The sequence below is a fragment of the Candidatus Omnitrophota bacterium genome (genome assembly GCA_028717245.1).
Taxonomy (GTDB): Bacteria; Omnitrophota; Gorgyraeia; order Gygaellales; family Profunditerraquicolaceae; genus JAGUYA01.
Genome location: JAQUOD010000004.1, coordinates 101,073 through 119,268 on the forward strand (window position 1 = coordinate 101,073; position 18,196 = coordinate 119,268).

At 45.1% G+C, this 18,196-nt stretch carries 18 protein-coding genes; all 18 read right to left on the reverse strand.

What is annotated here, in order from left to right; all coding sequences use genetic code 11:
• Positions 1–6: 6 nt before the first annotated feature.
• A complete protein-coding gene (locus PHV44_03740) occupies positions 7–759 on the reverse strand; it encodes a DUF4912 domain-containing protein (GenBank protein ID MDD5592398.1) in 753 nt (250 codons plus the stop codon).
• Positions 760–927: 168 nt separating this feature from the next.
• Positions 928–1,284: a hypothetical protein gene (locus PHV44_03745; protein MDD5592399.1), complete on the reverse strand. Its 357-nt coding sequence runs from the start codon at positions 1,282–1,284 to the stop codon at positions 928–930.
• 43 nt (positions 1,285–1,327) lie between these two features.
• Positions 1,328–2,002: an OmpA family protein gene (locus PHV44_03750; protein ID MDD5592400.1), complete on the reverse strand. Its 675-nt coding sequence runs from the start codon at positions 2,000–2,002 to the stop codon at positions 1,328–1,330.
• Between the two features lie 114 nt (positions 2,003–2,116).
• Complete coding sequence (locus PHV44_03755) at positions 2,117–3,385, reverse strand: adenylosuccinate synthase (GenBank protein MDD5592401.1); 1,269 nt, start codon at positions 3,383–3,385, stop codon at positions 2,117–2,119.
• A gap of 91 nt (positions 3,386–3,476) precedes the next feature.
• Entirely contained in the window at positions 3,477–4,712 is a 1,236-nt protein-coding gene (locus PHV44_03760) for a homocitrate synthase (protein MDD5592402.1), read from the reverse strand.
• 13 nt (positions 4,713–4,725) lie between these two features.
• The gene (locus PHV44_03765) at positions 4,726–6,492 is read right to left on the reverse strand and encodes a hypothetical protein (protein ID MDD5592403.1); all 1,767 of its coding nucleotides are present in this window, start codon (positions 6,490–6,492) and stop codon (positions 4,726–4,728) included.
• A gap of 9 nt (positions 6,493–6,501) precedes the next feature.
• Entirely contained in the window at positions 6,502–8,085 is a 1,584-nt protein-coding gene (gene serA, locus PHV44_03770) for a phosphoglycerate dehydrogenase (protein ID MDD5592404.1), read from the reverse strand.
• 22 nt (positions 8,086–8,107) lie between these two features.
• Positions 8,108–9,244, reverse strand: coding sequence for an alanine--glyoxylate aminotransferase family protein (locus tag PHV44_03775; protein MDD5592405.1), 1,137 nt, complete (start codon positions 9,242–9,244; stop codon positions 8,108–8,110).
• 107 nt (positions 9,245–9,351) lie between these two features.
• Positions 9,352–9,957 carry an ATP-dependent Clp endopeptidase proteolytic subunit ClpP gene (gene clpP, locus PHV44_03780; GenBank protein MDD5592406.1) on the reverse strand — a complete coding sequence of 202 codons (606 nt, stop codon included), beginning with the start codon at positions 9,955–9,957 and terminating at the stop codon, positions 9,352–9,354.
• Positions 9,957–10,838 (reverse strand): trigger factor, encoded by an 882-nt coding sequence (locus PHV44_03785; protein MDD5592407.1) that lies wholly within the window; start codon positions 10,836–10,838, stop codon positions 9,957–9,959. Before PHV44_03785 ends, clpP begins: the two co-directional genes overlap by 1 nt.
• A gap of 61 nt (positions 10,839–10,899) precedes the next feature.
• The gene (gene lptB, locus PHV44_03790) at positions 10,900–11,622 is read right to left on the reverse strand and encodes an LPS export ABC transporter ATP-binding protein (GenBank protein ID MDD5592408.1); all 723 of its coding nucleotides are present in this window, start codon (positions 11,620–11,622) and stop codon (positions 10,900–10,902) included.
• Entirely contained in the window at positions 11,603–12,550 is a 948-nt protein-coding gene (lptC, locus tag PHV44_03795) for an LPS export ABC transporter periplasmic protein LptC (GenBank protein MDD5592409.1), read from the reverse strand. Before lptC ends, lptB begins: the two co-directional genes overlap by 20 nt.
• Before the next feature lie 9 nt (positions 12,551–12,559).
• Positions 12,560–13,093, reverse strand: coding sequence for an HAD-IIIA family hydrolase (locus PHV44_03800; GenBank protein MDD5592410.1), 534 nt, complete (start codon positions 13,091–13,093; stop codon positions 12,560–12,562).
• 168 nt (positions 13,094–13,261) lie between these two features.
• Positions 13,262–14,224 carry a KpsF/GutQ family sugar-phosphate isomerase gene (locus tag PHV44_03805; GenBank protein MDD5592411.1) on the reverse strand — a complete coding sequence of 321 codons (963 nt, stop codon included), beginning with the start codon at positions 14,222–14,224 and terminating at the stop codon, positions 13,262–13,264.
• A 48-nt stretch (positions 14,225–14,272) separates the two neighbouring features.
• A complete protein-coding gene (kdsA, locus tag PHV44_03810; protein MDD5592412.1) occupies positions 14,273–15,112 on the reverse strand; it encodes a 3-deoxy-8-phosphooctulonate synthase in 840 nt (279 codons plus the stop codon).
• Entirely contained in the window at positions 15,109–15,849 is a 741-nt protein-coding gene (gene kdsB / locus PHV44_03815; protein ID MDD5592413.1) for a 3-deoxy-manno-octulosonate cytidylyltransferase, read from the reverse strand. The genes kdsA and kdsB overlap by 4 nt, the downstream gene beginning before the upstream one ends.
• Positions 15,850–16,872, reverse strand: coding sequence for a D-glycero-beta-D-manno-heptose-7-phosphate kinase (rfaE1, locus tag PHV44_03820; GenBank protein MDD5592414.1), 1,023 nt, complete (start codon positions 16,870–16,872; stop codon positions 15,850–15,852).
• Between the two features lie 71 nt (positions 16,873–16,943).
• Positions 16,944–17,873: a deoxyhypusine synthase family protein gene (locus PHV44_03825; GenBank protein MDD5592415.1), complete on the reverse strand. Its 930-nt coding sequence runs from the start codon at positions 17,871–17,873 to the stop codon at positions 16,944–16,946.
• Positions 17,874–18,196 lie beyond the last annotated feature (323 nt).

Genomic DNA, 18,196 nt, shown 5'->3' on the forward strand with positions numbered 1-18,196 from the left:
ACTGATTTATTTACTAGGAGATTTTTTTATGGGGCTAGCCAAAGAAGAGACCCCCCCAAGTTGCCTTCTTACCTTTTCTTGCCATCCTTTACCCACGGGAGAACTCCTGCCCAATCCAAAACCCATGCCGTAAAGCCGCGCGAACATATCTTCGGGGATCATCCACTCTTCATCAGTAATCCAGGATGGGCCCTCAAGAGGCGTAGTTACCGTGTTGGAACGTAGTATGGTGATAAATCTGCCGTCGGGCAATAATAGCCCCAGGTCCACGCACCAGGACCTGCCGGGGCCTGCCGTATCAATATACCAGTTATTAGCCTGTTCATTTATCTGGATGTCAAAAAAACAATGGGCGTTTTTTCCGTTGAATATGATATGGCTTACGTCGTATACGCGCAGGACGCGCCTGGCTTTATAAAAATTATCCTTAAGTTCGGCTTTAAGCCTCTTGAAAGTCTCTATCCCCGCTTCCCAATAGGCATGAATCCAGCGAGGGTCGCGTACCTGTAGGACCATCCTATCCTGTCCGTATCCAGAAGGCAGGTCTTGCGGTACTGCGCGCTTGGCCTCGGGGGCTTGCTGCGCAGCAGAAAATTTTGTCTGTTCTATTGCTGTTTCCTGCTGGCCAATAATCTCTTTTTTCCCTTGCGCAGGAATTTTCTTTAACCTGAGCCGTATGGTTGGCCTTTTGGCTCTTACCGGCTTTCTATTTTTTATTAATTTCTTTTTTGCCTTATTTACCTTGCGTAACTTTGCCATATGCGCCTCCTTTTAACCCGAGGGATCCCTCGTTACCGATAAGTATTCGATATTGACTCGGGATAAGTTCGCACTTATCCGCCTACGGCGGATGTGCTCACTTAATAAAAAAGGGGATAGCTATCCCCCGGCGAAGAAAAGCCCGCTCTTTTTATTATCCCGCTTATTTCATTTTTTAGTCTTGGTTGATTTGCCGGTTACCAGTGCTTCTTTTAAATCTTCTTCGAGCCTATCTTTCAGTTTGGTTACTTTTTCTAATTCCTCTTTTAAACCCTGGTTAGCTAACCGTTCCTTAAGCAATTCGTTCTTGACAGCCTCATGCGCGGCCTTGGTCTCCGTTAGTTCTTTTTTCAACTCACCGGTCTTCTGCTCCGTGTCCCAACTTGCCGCCTTCTCTTTATCCAGCTCAATTAAAGCCAATTTTAATTTTCCGGTTGTGCCGCAGGAACGGATAGTCCCCATAAAAAATATTACCGCCAATATCACCAGGATCAAAATCGATCTATTCTTTAAATTCTCCTCCATTACCTAATGCTCCTTAAAATCTGTTTGAAGAAAAATATAAAGCCTATTTAAGGTTCTCTTTTGTTTCTAAGAGCCCCATGTCTTTTACCTGGCCCTTATCCTCTCTAATAACCTCGGCTTCTTTGGCTTTGGTCAACTGAGGCAGGATTACGATTTCTACCCTGCGGTTTGCCTGACGGCCTTCTCTGGTATCATTAGAGGCAACCGGCCGGTATTCGCCATAACCCATTGCCGAGATCCGCTCGGGGACAACGCCTTTTTCTTCAACCAGATAATGCAGGACGCTTAACGCGCGGGCAGTAGATAATTCCCAGTTTGATTTCCAGCTTGAAAATCTGATGGGCTGGTTATCGGTATGGCCTTCTATCCCCACGTTCAGTTCGGGGACATTTTCATTCAGGACCGTGGCGACTTTATCCAATATAGTATAGGCCTCATTCCTGACCTTGGCCTTTCCTGAATCAAATAAAACATCTCCTACTACCGTAATCACCAGGCCCTTTTTCATCATCTTTAAGTCCACCTGCTTATCCCCGATTTCCGTACTGAGTATGTCTTCCAGCCGGTTCTTAGCGGTAGTTAATTCATCCAGCTGGCGGGATAATTCCTCAATCCTCTGCATGTCCGAACGCCTGCCTGACTGAAAAATAAAAGTGCAGCCAGCCAAGGCCACGCTCAAGAATACCATCAATAAGGCCTTTAACAATTTTGTCTTCATTATCTACCTCCTTAGGTTAATCGGCTCTCTTAATTTGCTTTTACCGTTTTTTAGGATGGAATTTAACTATAACATAGTCAATAAGTTTAGTCAAGATGTTTTGCAGGGCGCCTTCTAAATAAAAATGGTCTCTTCGCGGGATGAACCTATGGAAACCATGGAAATCTTCGTTTTGAGTATATCCTGAAGCCGCGCTATATAATCCCTGGCGTGAACAGATAATGCCTTATAGTGCCTTATCTTACCGCTTGGGCTCTCCCAGCCGGGCATCTCTTCATATACAGGTTGGGCCTTGGCCAACACCTCTAAATCCGCGGGAAACTCGCAGAATTTCTTACCTTTATATTTATAGGCCACGCATATCTTTATATTCTTAAGGCCGTCTAATATATCCAGCTTCATAATCGCCAGCTCCGAGATGCCATTAAGCAGGATCGCCTGTTTTACCATTACGCTGTCAAACCAGCCGCATCTGCGCGGCCGGCCGGTAGTGGCGCCGAATTCATTGCCTTTTTTGCGCATAAACTTTCCAAAGCCCGGCGTAAATTCCGTCGGGAAAGGGCCTTCTCCGACCCGGGTAGTATAAGCCTTAGCTACTCCCACTATCCTGTCTATTTTTACGGGAGATACGCCCGTGCCGATACAGGCGCCGCCGGCAGTAGCCGAAGAAGAAGTGACAAAAGGATAAGTGCCAAAATCTATGTCCAGGAACGTTCCTTGCGCGCCTTCAAAAAGAATATCTTTTTTATCCTGCGTTGCCTTATTCAATAAAGAGGCGCAATCGCATATGTAAGGAACGAGGAATTTCCCGTAACCTAAATAATCTTTGTAGATTGAATCAAGATTAAACCCCGTATGTTGGTAAACCTTTTTAAAAATCTCATTTTTCTCCTTTAAGTTATCCTTTAACTTCTCCTTAAAGGCCTTAGGGTTTAAAAGATCGATAATCCTGATGCCGCAGCGGTTAATCTTATCGGCATAGCAAGGCCCTATACCCCTGCCGGTAGTGCCTATTTTATGCGTTCTTTTTTTCTCGCGTAACTGGTCTAAGATCCTATGGTAGGGCAGTATGAGATGGGCAAGCGAAGAAATCTTCAGGCGTTTATCGATATTGATACCGGAGGCTGATAAATCTTTTATTTCTTTTATCAAGGCCTCGGGGTCAATAACTACGCCGTTACCTATGCAGCAAATTTTATCCTTATGCAATATACCCGAAGGGATGAGATGAAAAATAAAGATTCCACCGTCAACGACTACCGTGTGCCCGGCGTTACTGCCGCCCTGATAACGCACGATATAGTCTACTTGTTGGGACAAGATATCTATAATCTTACCCTTACCTTCATCTCCCCATTGTGTGCCGACAATTACGATATTCATCGTTATTGAGTTCATTGAGTTCATTGAGTTCATTGAGTTATCGAGTTAAACTCAATAACTCTAGAAACTCTATAAACTCAATAAACTGAAATTACGGGCTCATGGTGAATATTTTACGCGCAATCTCCGGATACTGGGCAATAAATTTTAATTCATCATCCACAAGCGGTTTCTGGTTATGCACATTGGCATAACGCACCAGTTCCAGGACCTGCGTTGCCTCCTGGTCATCGCGAAAAACTACTTCCAGCTTTTCATAGACATTGCGAAAACCCTTTATGCCGGAATATTCTCCGGCGGTAATCTTACGGCCGGTTTCGACGATCTCAGGTTCGCCTCTGCCTAATTCCTCAAAATCATACAATTCGTAATTACGCCTGTCTTTGAGGGCGCCGTCGGCATGGATACCTGATTCATGGGCAAAGGCATTACTGCCTACGCCGGGCTGGTTTATGGGTATAGGCACGCCAAAGGCATAAGAGGCGTATTTACAAATCTTCCAGGCCATCTTCAAATCTATCTTTTCATCTAAGGCATAATCCTGCATGCCGCTGCCGTATTTTATGGCTAAGATTACGGAAACTAAATCCGCATTCCCTGCCCGTTCGCCCATACCGTTAACGCAGGTATTAATGTAGGCATCCAGGCCGCAGTCAAGGGCTGCTTTTGCCCCGGCAAGGGAATTCGCCACAACCAACCCTAAATCATTATGGCAGTGGATTTCTACAGGAACCCTTGCTTCTTCTGCCAAAAGTTTTATGCGTTCATAAATCGTAAAGGGCGTATCGCATCCTAACGTATCGCAGTAACGGATCCTATCCACCCCGCTCTCTTTTGCCGCCCGGGCAAACTCAATTAGATAATCCATACGGCTGCGCGAGGCATCCTCGGCATTCACGCCTATGGATTCCGCCCCTGACTTACGCGCTTCTTTTACTGCCTCAGCCATCTCTTTTATTACCGAGGCATGGTCAAGTTTTCCTTTAAATTTATGGGTAATCATCTGATCAGAAGTAGAAATAGATAGGTTCAGATGCTTTAACCCCGGCACAAGTTTAAAAGCGGCCTTGGCATCATCTTTGGTCGCCCTAAGCCACCCCCCTAATCTAATAGGAGAAAGTATCCCCTTCTTAGCCAATTCTAAATTAGCGTTTAAATAATTTGTTTCATGGCGGGTAACCGGAAAGCCAAACTCCGACTGGAATACGCCCATATCACTAAGATAAAGATTAATCATTGTTTTTTCTAACTTCGAAAGGCAGATACGGGAGGTCTGCACCCCGTCGCGATTGGTGACGTCAATAATATAAATTTTGGGTTTAGCCATCTTTTACCTCGCTTTATTTTTTACTTTTACCAATAAGCTTCTGGAAATCTTCTTTTTTAGGCACTGTCTTAGAGCCGAATACCTCCTGGTTATCCAAAAGATAAGTCGGCCCGAACATAATCCCTAATTCCTGATTCAGGCGGATATTTTCTTTTAGGAGCGTTTTACCTTCCGGCCCTTGAGCGCAACTCTTTATTTTCTGCGTATCCGCGCTGTTCTCCAGGCAATCCTGCCACCAGGAGCTGCTAGGATTCTTAGAACGGCAACTGATATAATCCCAAAACCCTTGAGGGTAATATTTTTGCACGCATACGCTACGCAAGGCCTCCTCAACTTCAGGGGCTCCTTTGGAGGCATCAAAATTATCTTTCTGCTCCACCACCAGAAAATGTATTGCCGGGCTAAAATCTTTTACTACCGCTAATAGCTGGGGGGCATCTTTATCATACAAACTTAAAAAGAAGTCTAATTTACCTTTTAACTTTTCCCTCTTTAAAAAATAGGAGACGCCGCCGAAGTGGGGCTTGAGCAGATAAAAATCGCTTTTCATTTCCAGATTTTCTCTCAAATTATCAAAACCTTTTTCCTGTCTTACCTCTTTACCCAAAAGATAAACCGGCAAAGAATTAATTCCAAAATCTTTAATCAGTTTGGCAGCTTTGGCGCCGGGATAATACAAATAAGAAACAGACAGCCCCGGGAATAAGGCCTTTAAATTTTTAATTACCCCCTCAGTATCGCATACCCTGCATTGCTTAGGTATAATCACCGAAAGGGGAATCTTTGATACCTCGGAGAACTGACAGTAAGACTTAAGCGTCCCGGCGGCCTGGCATATGCCTATGCGGGAAGCCTGCCTGCAATTATTATCCGAAAAACAATGGGGCAGGATAGAAAGTATCTGCGGGTCATCGCTTATCTTGTCTGAAAGGCGCAGCTCTTCTACTTTATGGCCCGTAATTTTGTTTTCCTTAAGCGTAAGCGTTAATTTTCCCAGCCTGCGGCCCTGCCAGGAAGGCCTCAGGAGTAAAGTGCGGCCTATTTTAGTGGAAGGCTCTTCTTTGGCGCGGTTATGGCCCACAATAAGTATATCTATGCCGATAGTATCCTTGAGCAAATTTAAATCTTCGGCCTCGCCCTGGTGGCTTAAGAGTATAATAATATCCGCGTTATTTTTCTGCAAATCCGCTACTGCCTCTTTCACCGCCGCTTTGGGCTCCGTAAAATCTAACCCTCCTGCCTTCTGCCTGGCAGTAAGGCCGGTTACCCCGATTATCCCGACTTTTACGCCGGCGAACTCTTTGATCAGATAAGGCCTGAATAGTGTTTCTTTTGCTCCGGAAGTAGTAGAGGTAGAGATATTACAGGAGACTAAAGGTAACTTGTCCCTGCCGGCGCTTTCTTCTAAAAACTCCCGGCCGAAATTAAACTCATCATCCCCCACCGCTAAGGCATCGTATTTCATCATCTCCATGCTTTTTAGGTTCACCAATGCCCGCTGCATATCCAGCGGCACATTCTGGGTATATTCATCCATGAGGCCGCCGGCAATAAATCCGCCTGAATCCAAAAGCAGGGTATTAGGGTTATCTTTTCTTAACTTTTTAATCAATGCGGCCCTGCGGGCAATGCCCCCGTCAGGCTCTTTAGGACAGTTGCAGGGATAAAGCATAGAATGCGTCTCGCCGGTATAAAGGAGAGTGATTTCTTTGGCATAAGCAAAATTAAATATATTGGCCAACAACCAATAACCAACAACCAATAACTCCAATCTCTTCATATTTTTCCTTTATATCTTTATTACCTTTACCCCTAAAATATTCTCCGTCTTTTTTATTTTCTCCAGGACTTCAGCCGATACCGGGCTATCCACGTTTAATACGGTAATCGCCTTTCCCGCGGGCGCCTGACGGCCGAAGGTCATGGAGGCGATATTGATCTTATGTTTACCAAAGAGCGTGCCCAAATTACCGATGATACCCGGTTTGTCCTGGTTTTGTATGACGACCATTTCCCCTAACGGAGAAATCTCCACATAATATTCGTCGATCTTGACAATGCGCGGCTTCTTATTCACTGAGAGCGTGCCATAGACCACTCTCGTTTCTTTGTCAGTCTTTATTTCCAGCCGGATGAGGTTGACGAACTCCTCTTCTTTGGAGGATTTTGACTCTTTAATTCTAATGCCTCTTTCTTTGGCTAAGGCCGTGGCATTGATAAAATTCACCGTCTCTTTTAAAATGGGCGAGAGCACCCCTTTTACCAAAGCCATGGTCAAGGGGCTCAAATCATGCTGGATTATTTCCCCGGCATAACCGATATTTAACTCCTGGAATCTTCCTTCTGCTAATTGCCCGGAGAAAACACCTATTTTATCGCAAAGGTTTATATACGGCTCTAAAATTTTGCATACCTCTGCTTCTAAACAGGGATAATTTGCGGCATTACGTATGCCGTGCCCCAGGAGCGCATCGCGCACGATCTCAGCTACTTCAATAGCCACATTGACCTGCGCCTCCTCGGTAGAAGCGCCTAAATGCGGGGTAGCTATAAGATTATCCAATTTGATTAATTCGCTATCCGCAGGTATCGGCTCTTTTTCAAAGACATCCAAAGCGGCACCCGCAACCTTGCCTTCTTTGATGGCAACTGCTAAAGCCGCTTCATCAATTATGCCGCCGCGCGCGCAATTAACTATACGCACGCCTTCCTTCATTAAACCGAATTCTTTAGTAGAGAATAAATGTTTTGTTTCTTCGGTCAAAGGCGTATGCACGGTAATATAATCCGCCTGCTTAAGTAAATCCTTTAATTCCGCCACTTCAATGCCTAAACTCTCCGCAGCCTCGCACGATAAAAACGGATCATAAGCTAAAATCCTCATCCCGAAAGAAAGGGCGCGTCTAGCCACTTCCTTGCCGATTCTCCCTAAACCTACTATGCCTAATGTTTTACCGTAGAGTTCAACGCCCATAAATTTAGAGCGCTTCCATTCGCCTTTTTTAGTAGAGGCATTAGCCTGGGGGATATTCCTGGAGAGCGATAAAATCATGCTTATAGTGTGTTCGGCGGTGGAAATAGTGTTACCGCCGGGGGTATTCATGACAATAATGCCTTTTTGCGTGGCTGCTTCCAAGTCTACGTTATCTAACCCTACGCCTGCCCGGCCGATGACTTTTAATTTCGCGGCGGCGTCAATTATCTCTTTAGTCACTTTGGTGGCGCTACGGACAATTAAGGCATCGTAATGCCTGATTTCTTCCTTTAAGTTTTCAGGCTTAAGTTCAGTCTTAACATCAACCTGAAAATCCTTGACGTCTTTAAGGATTTTTAAGCCTTCTTCGGATAAAGGGTCGCTGACTAATATTTTCATCATTAAAAGCCTCCCAGAAAAATTATTTGAGAAATATCTCTTCTGCGGCTTTGACGCCTGAACCTAACGCAAATTTATATCCCATCTGGTGCAATACTTTTTCTAAACAGGCGATGCCGGCAATAATATCAGACTCCTCGATAAAACCCATATGCGCGATTCTAAAGACCTTGCCTTTTAGTTCTGCCTGGCCTCCGGCGATAGTTACGCCATAGGTATCGCGCATGGCCTTAACCATCTTTTCGCCATCTATGCCCTGCGGGGCCTTGACTGCGGTCACGACATCGGAAGCTGCTAAGGGTGCGAATAATTCTAACCCTAAGGCTTTCATCGCCGAGCGCGTAGCATCTGCCATTTTTTTATGACGGCTGAATACCTTTTCTAGGCCGTCTTCTTTGAGCATTTTTAAGGATTCGCAGAGAGCGATAATTAAAGTTATGGCCGGCGTAAAAGGGGTATCGGTTTTATCGAGCGCCTTTTTTGCTTCCTTTAAATCAAAATAATATTTCGGGCTTTTTGAGGCCTCTATTAATTTCCAGGCCTTAGGGCTTACAGAAATAAAACCTAAGCCCGGCGGTAACATCAGGCCTTTCTGCGAGCCGGAAACTACCACATCGCAAAACCAGCTATCAGTCTGTAAATCAATGGCCCCTAAGCCACTGATAGCATCTATGACTAATACCGCTTCTGTATCTTTTACTACCTCCCCGATTGCGGCAATATCAGTAGCTACGCCGGTAGAAGTTTCACAAAGGGTGGTAAATACTGCCTTAATCTTAGGGTTGGCTTTAAGCCTCTTATCAATTTCGTCAGGCGTAACTGCCTTGCCCCATTCCACTTTAATAACATCGCAATTTATTCCGTATGCCCGGCAGATCTCTGTCCAGCGCTCGCCAAACTTTCCCCCCTCTACGGTAATTGCGCTGTCGCCGGGAGAAAGCAAATTTATTATTGCTGCCTCCATAGCGCCGGTGCCGGAAGAAGCTAAGATAAAGACATCGCCTTTAGTCTGATAGACGTATTTTAAACCTTCTGTCGCTTCCTTCAATATCGCCTGGAATTGGGGCGTGCGGTGATGGATGATGGGTTGCGCCATCGCCTGGCAGACTTGCGGCGGTAAAGGCGTCGGCCCGGGAGTTAATAAATAATTCTTCCTCATAAGAGTTCCTTTCGTTATTGAGTTACTTGAGTTATTGAGTTACTTGAGTTTGCTAGACCAACTGCAAAACTCAAAAGACCCTATAAACTCAACAAACTCTAAAAACTTTATTTTTTCTTGGTTACGATCACTTCATCTACCAAACCGTAGGCCTTTGCTTCTTCGGCAGACATAAAGTAATCGCGGTCAGTATCCTTCTGGATTTTTTCCAACGGCTGCTTTGTATTCACGGATAAAATCTCATTGAGCTGGTCGCGTAATTTCAAGATTTCCTTGGCATGCCGGGAGATATCCTCTGCTACTCCCTGAATCCCGCCCCAGGGTTGATGAATCATAATCCTTGAATTCGGCAGGGCAAAACGTTTGCCCTTAGTGCCGGCGCATAAGAGAATTGCCCCCATACTTGTGGCCTGGCCTACGCAATAAGTGGCGACATCGGGTTTGACAAACTGTATAGTATCATATATTGCTAACCCCGCGGTTACCGAACCTCCGGGTGAATTAATATAGACGTTGATGTCCTTATTAGAATCCTCCATCTGTAAAAAGAGCATCTGGGCAATGATAAGATTAGCTACGTTGTCATCAATGCCCGTGCCGATAAAAATAATGCGGTCTTTAAGTAAACGCGAATAGATATCATAGGCCCGCTCGTAGCCTTTGGGCGATTGTTCAATCACCATCGGTACCAATGTCTGCATTTTAACGCTCATCAATTACCTCCTTCTTGCCAATTCGCTTCTTTCAATAAAAATTCTATCACATGAGCTGGCATATGGTCATCCTGCGCGATATTTTCCTTTTTGGCGATAGCGGATAAAACCAGATAAACCTTTACCTGCCTCTTTGCTTGCGGTTCTAGCTCCTGCCGCATAACCTTATCTTGCCCGTCTATCTTATCGCGGGGGATACCTTTTAATGCCAGGTCTAATTTTGTCTGCCGGACTAAATCATCTAACTGCCGCGTAACCATGGAAGAGGGTAACTTAAAATCCAGGCCTTTGGTTATAGCTTCTACAATTTCATTCTCTATCTTCTGCCTCTGCAGGCTTTCTTTCTGAAGATAAATTTGCCTCTCAAACGCCTTTTCTAATTCCAGAAGGTTAGGATAGCCTAATCCCTTGGCGAAATTATCGTCAATAACCTCTACTTTCCTTGATTCTTTTAAGGAATCAAGGCTGCGCTTTAGCTCATCAGGGGTAACTTCTATTTTTTTATAATTTACCCTGATGCCTTTATAATTTTTTGCGCTGACCTGTGGGCTTATCTCCACGTGGGCCTTAAAAGAAAGATTATCCCTCTCTAACTTCACATCAAATATATTCGGCAATTCCACTATATCCAGCCCTTCCTTTTCTATGGCCTGATTGTATAGCTCGGGAATCAGTTCTTTGAGCACCTGCTCATGGGCATGGGAAGAATAATGTTTTTCTAAGATATCGCGGGGGGCATTACCGGGCCGAAAACCCGGGACCTTTGCTTCCTTGGCGATCTTCTTAAAGACATCCTCAAATTTATTCTTGACGATATCGCCGCTTATCTCAACGCTGACTTCTCTTTTGTTGCCGTCTAATTTCTTAACTTCAATTTTCATTTATCCCTCAACATTCAAACATTCAAAACATTTTAACATTCAAACATTCAAACATTAGCTGCTACATCCTAAACTTCTCGCCTAAATAAATTTCGCGCGCCTGGGGGTTATTAATCAGTTCCTCGGCAGTCCCGGAAATAAGGATCCTGCCTTCGGCGATCAAATACGCCCTGTCAGTAATAGAAAGGGTCTCTCTGACGTTATGGTCGGTGAGTAAAATTCCCAGGCCCTTTTCCTTAAGTTCTTTAATTATCTCCTGCGCCTCATTCACGACGATAGGGTCTATCCCGGAAAACGGCTCATCCAAAAGGATAAAAGAGGGGTTAGTCACCAAAGCCCGGGTAATCTCCAGGCGCCTTCGTTCTCCGCCGGATAAGGTGTAAGCCCTGTTCTTAGCCAGATGCGCGATGTTTAATTCTTCAAGCAAGCCGGCCAACCGATGCCTTCTCTCTGTCTTACTGATAGGCAAGGTCTCTAAGATGGCCATAATATTTTCTTCCACGGTAAGCTTCCTGAAAATTGACGGCTCCTGAGAAAGATAACCTATGCCGAAACGCGCGCGCTCATGGATAGGTAAATTGGTGATATTGTAATTATCAAATACGATAGAGCCGCTATTGGGAGAAATAACGCCTACCACCATATAAAAGGTAGTGGTCTTGCCTGCGCCGTTAGGCCCTAAAAGCCCCACTATCTCCCCGCGCTTGACATTTAAATCTACGCCCTTAACCACCTGCCTGGCGTCGTAAGATTTAGTCAGGCCTTTAATTTCCAAGAGATGCATTCATACCCTCCGCGGAATAAATAACTAATCTCGGTTTGCCTGAAAGAGTAATCTTCCTGTCTAACGCGGTGTAAGTCGCTTCGTCGCTGTAGGAAATGTTTTCGCCCTGGCTGATCTTTACGTTGCCGCGCGCCACAATCTTGTCTATCTTGCTGCCCATAGCGGCCATGCCTGCCTGGCCTGCGGAGATATCTTTGCCAGCGTCTGTGCCGCCGAAATAAACATCCATCTTATCGCTCTCAATCAGGGCATCCTGGGTATCTACCTTTACATTATTGCTGAAGGTAGCGATATTCTTCCCGTAATCTATCTCCAGGGGGCCATCGCAGGTAATGACAATCTTTTTTTGCCCGGCCGGCTCCTGGGCCTTAGCGTCAACGCTGGGATTGATATTTACCGTAACATCTTTTTCCAGGCTCACCTTTTTTAAGTCCGGTTCGCCGCTTGCGCCGCTGGCAGTGGTCACCATATTGCCCCTTTCTATGCTCACCATATCCTTGGTACTCACCAGGCGGTTTTTCCTGTCCCAATCCAGAGAATCCGTAGTCAGTTTTGCGCCGGTAGAAGTAGTGATGATGACATTCTCTTCCAGATGCACCTTGCCGTCTGCCTTATCAAAATCGCCCTTGTCAGCGGTAAGCCTGATATCCTCTTTTTCGCCGTAAAGGTTACCGACTACGCTCTTGAGTTTTACTATGTTGTCAAATATATCCGCGGATTTTCCCGAAAGGTCCCAGCTGCGCTTGCCTTTTTCGCCAAAGCTGGCCAGGGAAAACTCATTAATCTGCTGGTCAGAGCCCGGAGCATTTTCTTCCTGGGCAACTAAGCTGTAAGCTGTAAGCTGTAAGCTGTAAGTAAAGATAAAAAAGAAAAATAAAATAATCTTAAGAATACCTGATTTATGACACCTGACTTGTGACTCTGCCATTTTTAATTTCTACAAATCATAAAGGCCTACCATCTCTTCCCACTTACCCTGCGCCTTCAGGATGAGTTCTGCTATTTCCCGTACTGCGCCGCGGCCGCCTTGCTTGAGGGTAATATAAGCAGCTGCCTGTTTTATTTCCGGCGCGGCATTAAATACAGCGATAGGAAAACCCACCTTTTTCATCAGGCCTAAATCTACCAGGTCATCTCCGGCAAAACATATTTCGCTAATATCTACCTTATATTTCTTTAGGATTTTATCCAGGGCTTTTGTCTTGGGAGAAATATTTTCAAAGACCGCCTCAACGCGCATATCGCGGGCGCGCGGGGCGATGGCACGCGAACCCTTGGCAGTAATCAGGATAGTCGGGATACCTGATTTTTTCAATAAATACACCCCCAGGCCGTCATGGCAATCAAAGAATTTCATATCCCGGCCGTGCGAATCGTAGATAATCCTGCCGTCAGTCAACACCCCGTCTACGTCCAGCATCAATAACCTGACCCTTTTAGCCTTCTCGATTAATTCTTCTTTAATATCCATACTCTATAATTGTATAATTGCACCAGGTGCCGAGCCAATCTCGTACCAGGTGCGAAACTAATCTTGTACCTGTCCCTTCTTTCTCTTGCTAACGGTACACACGCCGCCTCAGGGGACAGGTACAATCTCAAATTTGCACCAGGTGCCCGATTGGATTTGCACCTGGTGCTAAACTAAGCCGGCTTTTAAAAGGTCCTGTATATCCAATAAACCTACTGGACGTTTATTTTTATCTACGACCGGCAGCTCATCTATCTTTTTCTCCTGTAATATGCGGCTGGCCTCTATTGCCAGCATCTGCGGGGAAACCGCAATCGGATTTTTAGTCATTGCATCCTTCACCTGGCGTTTAGCTAAACTCAGGTCTTTTTCCAGATGGCGGCGTAAGTCTCCGTCAGTAAAGATACCGGTGAGCTGCTTATTTTTATTTATCACCGAGGCGCTGCCTGCGCGTGCCCTAGTGATCCTGAATAGAACCTCTGAAATTTTCATCTCTTCCCTGACTATGGGATTGGCATCGCCCTTACGCATAATATCCTCTACTTTTAAGAGCAGCTTTCTGCCCAATAAGCCCCCCGGGTGATAAAAGGCAAAATCTTTTTCTTTAAAACCTTTTAAATCCAGAAGACAGACTGCCAGGGCATCGGCCATGGCCAGCATCGCCGTCGTAGAAGTTGTAGGCGCAAGGCCTAAGGGACAGGCCTCTTTTTTTACAGCGGTATTTAAGACTGCATCCGCATAACGGCCAAGCAGGGATTTGGTATTGCCGGTAATGGCGATTATCTGCGTGCCTATCTTCTTTAATAAAGGCAGTAATTTCTTAATCTCCTCTGTCTCTCCGCTGTTAGATAAAATAATCACTACATCTTCTTCGGCAACCCGGCCCAGGTCCCCGTGTATGGCTTCCGCAGAATGCAGAAATAAACTCGGGGTCCCGGTCGAAGAGAGGGTAGCGGATAATTTTTGGCCGATAATACCGGCCTTACCCATTCCGGTAACTACCACCCTGCCTTTGGAGCGTAAAATAAATTGGACTGCCTTTTTAAAATCCGTATTAATATTCTTTTTTAAATCGCTTACTGCCCCGGCCTCGATATCTAAAACCTGCCTGGCGCGTTTGATAATATTCATAGGGCTTCCTCTTAATCCGCCGTAGGCGGATAAGTTCAGCCATATAACTTATGTCGTACTTCGTACTCCATAAGTTATGGCTTCACTTATTTTCTTGATTTGCCGTAAGAGTTTTTCTAAATCCTTTAGACTAATCATATTCGGCCCGTCGCAGGGAGCATTATCCGGCTTCGGGTGTACTTCTAAAAACAAACCGTCACAGCCAAAACCAACCGCAGCGCGCGAAAGCCCGGCCACAAATTCCCGTTGTCCGCCGGAGCATCTACCCTTACCCCCGGGAAGCTGCACGCTATGCGTGGCATCATAAATAACCGGATAACCCATCTGGCGTATAATACTTAGGCTCCTGAAATCCGAGACTAAATTATTATAACCAAAACACACGCCCCGCTCGGTAATCAGGATATTTTTATTCCCCGTAGATTCTATTTTTTTGATGATGGGCAGAATATCCCAGGGCGCCAGGAATTGGCCTTTCTTGATATTTACGGCTTTGCCTGTCCTGGCTGTTGCCACCACAATATCCGTCTGGCGGCATAAGAATGCCGGGATCTGTATTATATCCAAAACCTTGGCTGCTTCAACGATGTCCTTGCGACAATGGATATCGCTTAATACGGGGATGCGTAATTTTTGCTTCACTTTATTCAGGGTATCCAGGCCCTTCTTTATTCCCGGGCCGCGGTAAGATTCTATTGACAAACGGTTAGCTTTATCAAAACTGGATTTAAAGATAAAAGGTATGCTTAATTTTTCAGTAATATCCTTTATCCTCTTGGCAGTATCCAGGCAGAGTGTTTCTGACTCAATTACGCAAGGCCCGGCAATCAAAACTAACGGGTTTTTATCACCTATGCGGATATTTTTTACGTTAATCTGGCGCATTATATTTTTTCCCTCTGCAGGTATTCTCTGACTTTTTCTAAATCCTGCGGCGTATCTACGCCGATAGTCTCGTATTTTGTCTCAATGACTTTGATGCGAAAGCCCTCCTCCAGGACCCGCAATTGTTCCAGCCGCTCTATTTTTTCCAGGTTAGAGACCGGCAGATTTTTATAGGTAAAAAGAAAATCTTTGGTGTAGCCATATAAACCGATGTGCTTGTAATATACGGGCGAAGCCGCTTCGGAACCTTGGGCAAGATAGGGAATGACTGACCTCGAAAAGTATAGGGCAAAATTATTTTTGTCCACCACCACCTTGACCACATGGGGGTCGTTCAACTCCTGGGGGTTTTCTATTTTTTTCATAATGGTAGCCATGGAAATTTTACGGTCATCGAGGAGCGACTGCGCCAGGGTATCAATCATCGTAGGATGTATCAAAGGCTCATCGCCCTGAATATTGATTACTATCTTCACCTCTATGGGGTTTATCACCTCGATGATCCTGTCCGTTCCCGATACATGGCCTTTTGCCGTAAAGGCGACCTTAGCGCCGAATTCTCTGGCTGCATCGGCAACGCGTTCGTCGTCGCAGGCAATGATTAAATCCTCTAAAAGCAGGGATTGTTTCGCCCGTTCCCAGACGTGCTGGATCATAGGTTTTCCCGATATATCCGCCAGGACCTTGCCTTCAAACCTGGTAGAAGAATACCTCGCCGGGATTATACCGATAATATCCATCTATCTTATCCTCTCTGATAGCTCTTTTCTGGAGGCAACCGCCGTGCCTAATTTGCCCACGACAATACCGGCGGCAAAATTGGCGATATGCGCTGCTTCAAGCTTGCTTGCGCCGCAAGCAAGCGCCACGGTAAATGTTGCTATTACGGTATCGCCTGCTCCTGAAACATCAAAAACCTCCTGAGCCACCGTCGGAATATGTTGATTTTTCCCTTTTTCAAAAAGCCACATCCCGTTCTCGCCAAGCGTAATCAAGAGGCTTTCTAACTCTAAATGCCCCAGGATTGCTTCGCCGGCCTTAATAATATCATTATGGGTGAGCAATTCTTCTTTATAAATTTTAAACTTATTGTGGGCGTCCTTCATTTTTAGGTATCTAACGGCATTCTCGGTTTCTTTACGGTTAGGGGTAATACATGTAGCTTTAAAATAACAATCGAAATTATCCTCCTTGGGATCAATAGTTATTATTTTTTCTAACCTATTGGCTTCTTTGATAATAGTTTCAATCAAATTTCTATCAAGGAGGCCCTTCCCATAGTCTTCAACTATGACTGCATCAAAATCCTTTAAATTACCTGATATGTAACTACGCAGCTTATTGTCGGTTTCTCTTTTGATATTATGCACGTGCTCCCAATCAACCCTGACTACCTGCTGATGCCCGGCGATAATCCTGGTTTTAAGGGTCGTTTCTCTACCGTTTTCTAACATTACCCCTGACGCATCAATCCTGCGGTCCTTAAGTTCATTTAAAAGCCTTTTTGAAATCTCAGGGCTCCTGTCGCCTATAACTCCGCATAAGCTAACCTTACCCCCCAGCGCGCAGATGTTGTTTGCAACATTAGCGGCTCCGCCGGGTGAGTATTTTCTTTCTCTTGCCCATACAACCGGCACAGGTGCTTCCGGAGAAACCCTGTCGACGCCGCCATAGATATATTGGTCAAGAATCAAATCCCCTACTACTAAAATATTGGCCTTAGAAAATTTAGAAATTATATTTTTTAAACTGCCTAATTTCATTTTTTACCCGCTAACATTTAAACTTTCAAACTTTCAAACATTTTAACAGACACAGCATTACTCATAGCTTTCTAAATTTTCTCTATTACCGCCTGCGCCAACAAAGGCAGCATTATCTCATGGTGGCCGATAATATAATACCCCTCGCCGCCTGCTTGAGTAGGCCGGTGAACCACATTCTGGCTGGGGCGGTAATGGTATATCATATCAAAATTTGCCGTCGTAAAATCCTTTACCTTATCCCCCAGGTTCCTGGCTAAATTCAGGGCCTTTAAGAATACCTCCGGTAATATCACCGCGGAACCGAAATTTAAAACTACTCCGCCCTGATTAAGGCCGCGGATATTTCCGACGAGAGAACGAAAATCCCTCAAACTGCCCTCGCCGGTTGAGCTGGCATCAAAAGAAGGATGCTGATGTATGATATCCGTGCCAATAGCAACAAAGACATAAACAGGAACCTTGTTTTTATAAGCCTGATAAATAATGCTTAAATCCTTATGGGGCAATTTCACGGCGCTGATTTTACGCGCCACTGCCTCGCCTAAGCCCAGGCCATCCCTCACTCCTTCTTTTATCGCGCTATTGAGGAAATCGGCAGTCTCTTTACCCATTCCGAAACGGCCGTCTTTTAAATTATCGGCTACGTCCTCGGAGGTTTTACCCTGTAAGGCAATCTCGAAATCATGGATTATACCTGCGCCGTTTAAAACAATACAGCTGATTATTTTCTTTTTTAGCAGTTCAATGACCACAGGGCCAAGGCCGCATTTGATGACATGGGCGCCGGCCATAAAAATAACTGTTTTATTTTTCTTATGCGCCCTGACTATAGCGTTAACGACAGCGCGTATCTCCTTGGCTTTTAAGATATTAGGCAAGGAGCCGAAGAAACTTGAAAAGCTCCTTTTAGGCGCAGGCGTCTGGGCAAAATCCTGCCGCTTAACCCTGCTCTTCCTTGACTTCAGCGAATATGTCTTTATCTTATTTATATTAATCATAGAGACTTATAATTTTAGCATAAATCCTGGTTAAATCAACTATATTTAGCTATTGAGCGTCTGTCTTGTCTTGTTTCTCGCAGGGACGCTCGTTTTGCCCAGCGTGCAAAACTTCGCTCGACTTTCGGCCTCGCTCTCACCGATAATTTAATAGCGGGTGAACCGTGCCCGCTCGGCCTGCAAACGCCCTGCTCGAAATCAAGCCAAGCCATCCGCTAAATATACATCTGTCAACTTACAAATGAATCTGGCAGTTTTCGAGCGAATGGAGGTTTTAGCCAAAGCAGCTTGAGTGAACGAGGGCATCCGAACGCGGAAGCATT

Coding starts and splice junctions, on each gene's coding strand:
- PHV44_03765 (MDD5592403.1), bottom strand. CDS start 6,492: ATGAAGAGATTGGAGTTATTGGTTGTTGGTTATTGGTTGTTGGCCAAT.
- clpP (MDD5592406.1), bottom strand. CDS start 9,957: ATGAGCGTTAAAATGCAGACATTGGTACCGATGGTGATTGAACAATCG.
- kdsB (MDD5592413.1), bottom strand. CDS start 15,849: ATGGATATTATCGGTATAATCCCGGCGAGGTATTCTTCTACCAGGTTT.
- PHV44_03825 (MDD5592415.1), bottom strand. CDS start 17,873: ATGATTAATATAAATAAGATAAAGACATATTCGCTGAAGTCAAGGAAG.
- PHV44_03760 (MDD5592402.1), bottom strand. CDS start 4,712: ATGGCTAAACCCAAAATTTATATTATTGACGTCACCAATCGCGACGGG.
- PHV44_03745 (MDD5592399.1), bottom strand. CDS start 1,284: ATGGAGGAGAATTTAAAGAATAGATCGATTTTGATCCTGGTGATATTG.
- serA (MDD5592404.1), bottom strand. CDS start 8,085: ATGAAAATATTAGTCAGCGACCCTTTATCCGAAGAAGGCTTAAAAATC.
- PHV44_03775 (MDD5592405.1), bottom strand. CDS start 9,244: ATGAGGAAGAATTATTTATTAACTCCCGGGCCGACGCCTTTACCGCCG.
- PHV44_03805 (MDD5592411.1), bottom strand. CDS start 14,224: ATGAATATTATCAAACGCGCCAGGCAGGTTTTAGATATCGAGGCCGGG.
- PHV44_03740 (MDD5592398.1), bottom strand. CDS start 759: ATGGCAAAGTTACGCAAGGTAAATAAGGCAAAAAAGAAATTAATAAAA.
- PHV44_03800 (MDD5592410.1), bottom strand. CDS start 13,093: ATGGATATTAAAGAAGAATTAATCGAGAAGGCTAAAAGGGTCAGGTTA.
- rfaE1 (MDD5592414.1), bottom strand. CDS start 16,872: ATGAAATTAGGCAGTTTAAAAAATATAATTTCTAAATTTTCTAAGGCC.
- lptB (MDD5592408.1), bottom strand. CDS start 11,622: ATGCATCTCTTGGAAATTAAAGGCCTGACTAAATCTTACGACGCCAGG.
- PHV44_03755 (MDD5592401.1), bottom strand. CDS start 3,385: ATGAATATCGTAATTGTCGGCACACAATGGGGAGATGAAGGTAAGGGT.
- PHV44_03750 (MDD5592400.1), bottom strand. CDS start 2,002: ATGAAGACAAAATTGTTAAAGGCCTTATTGATGGTATTCTTGAGCGTG.
- PHV44_03785 (MDD5592407.1), bottom strand. CDS start 10,838: ATGAAAATTGAAGTTAAGAAATTAGACGGCAACAAAAGAGAAGTCAGC.
- lptC (MDD5592409.1), bottom strand. CDS start 12,550: ATGGCAGAGTCACAAGTCAGGTGTCATAAATCAGGTATTCTTAAGATT.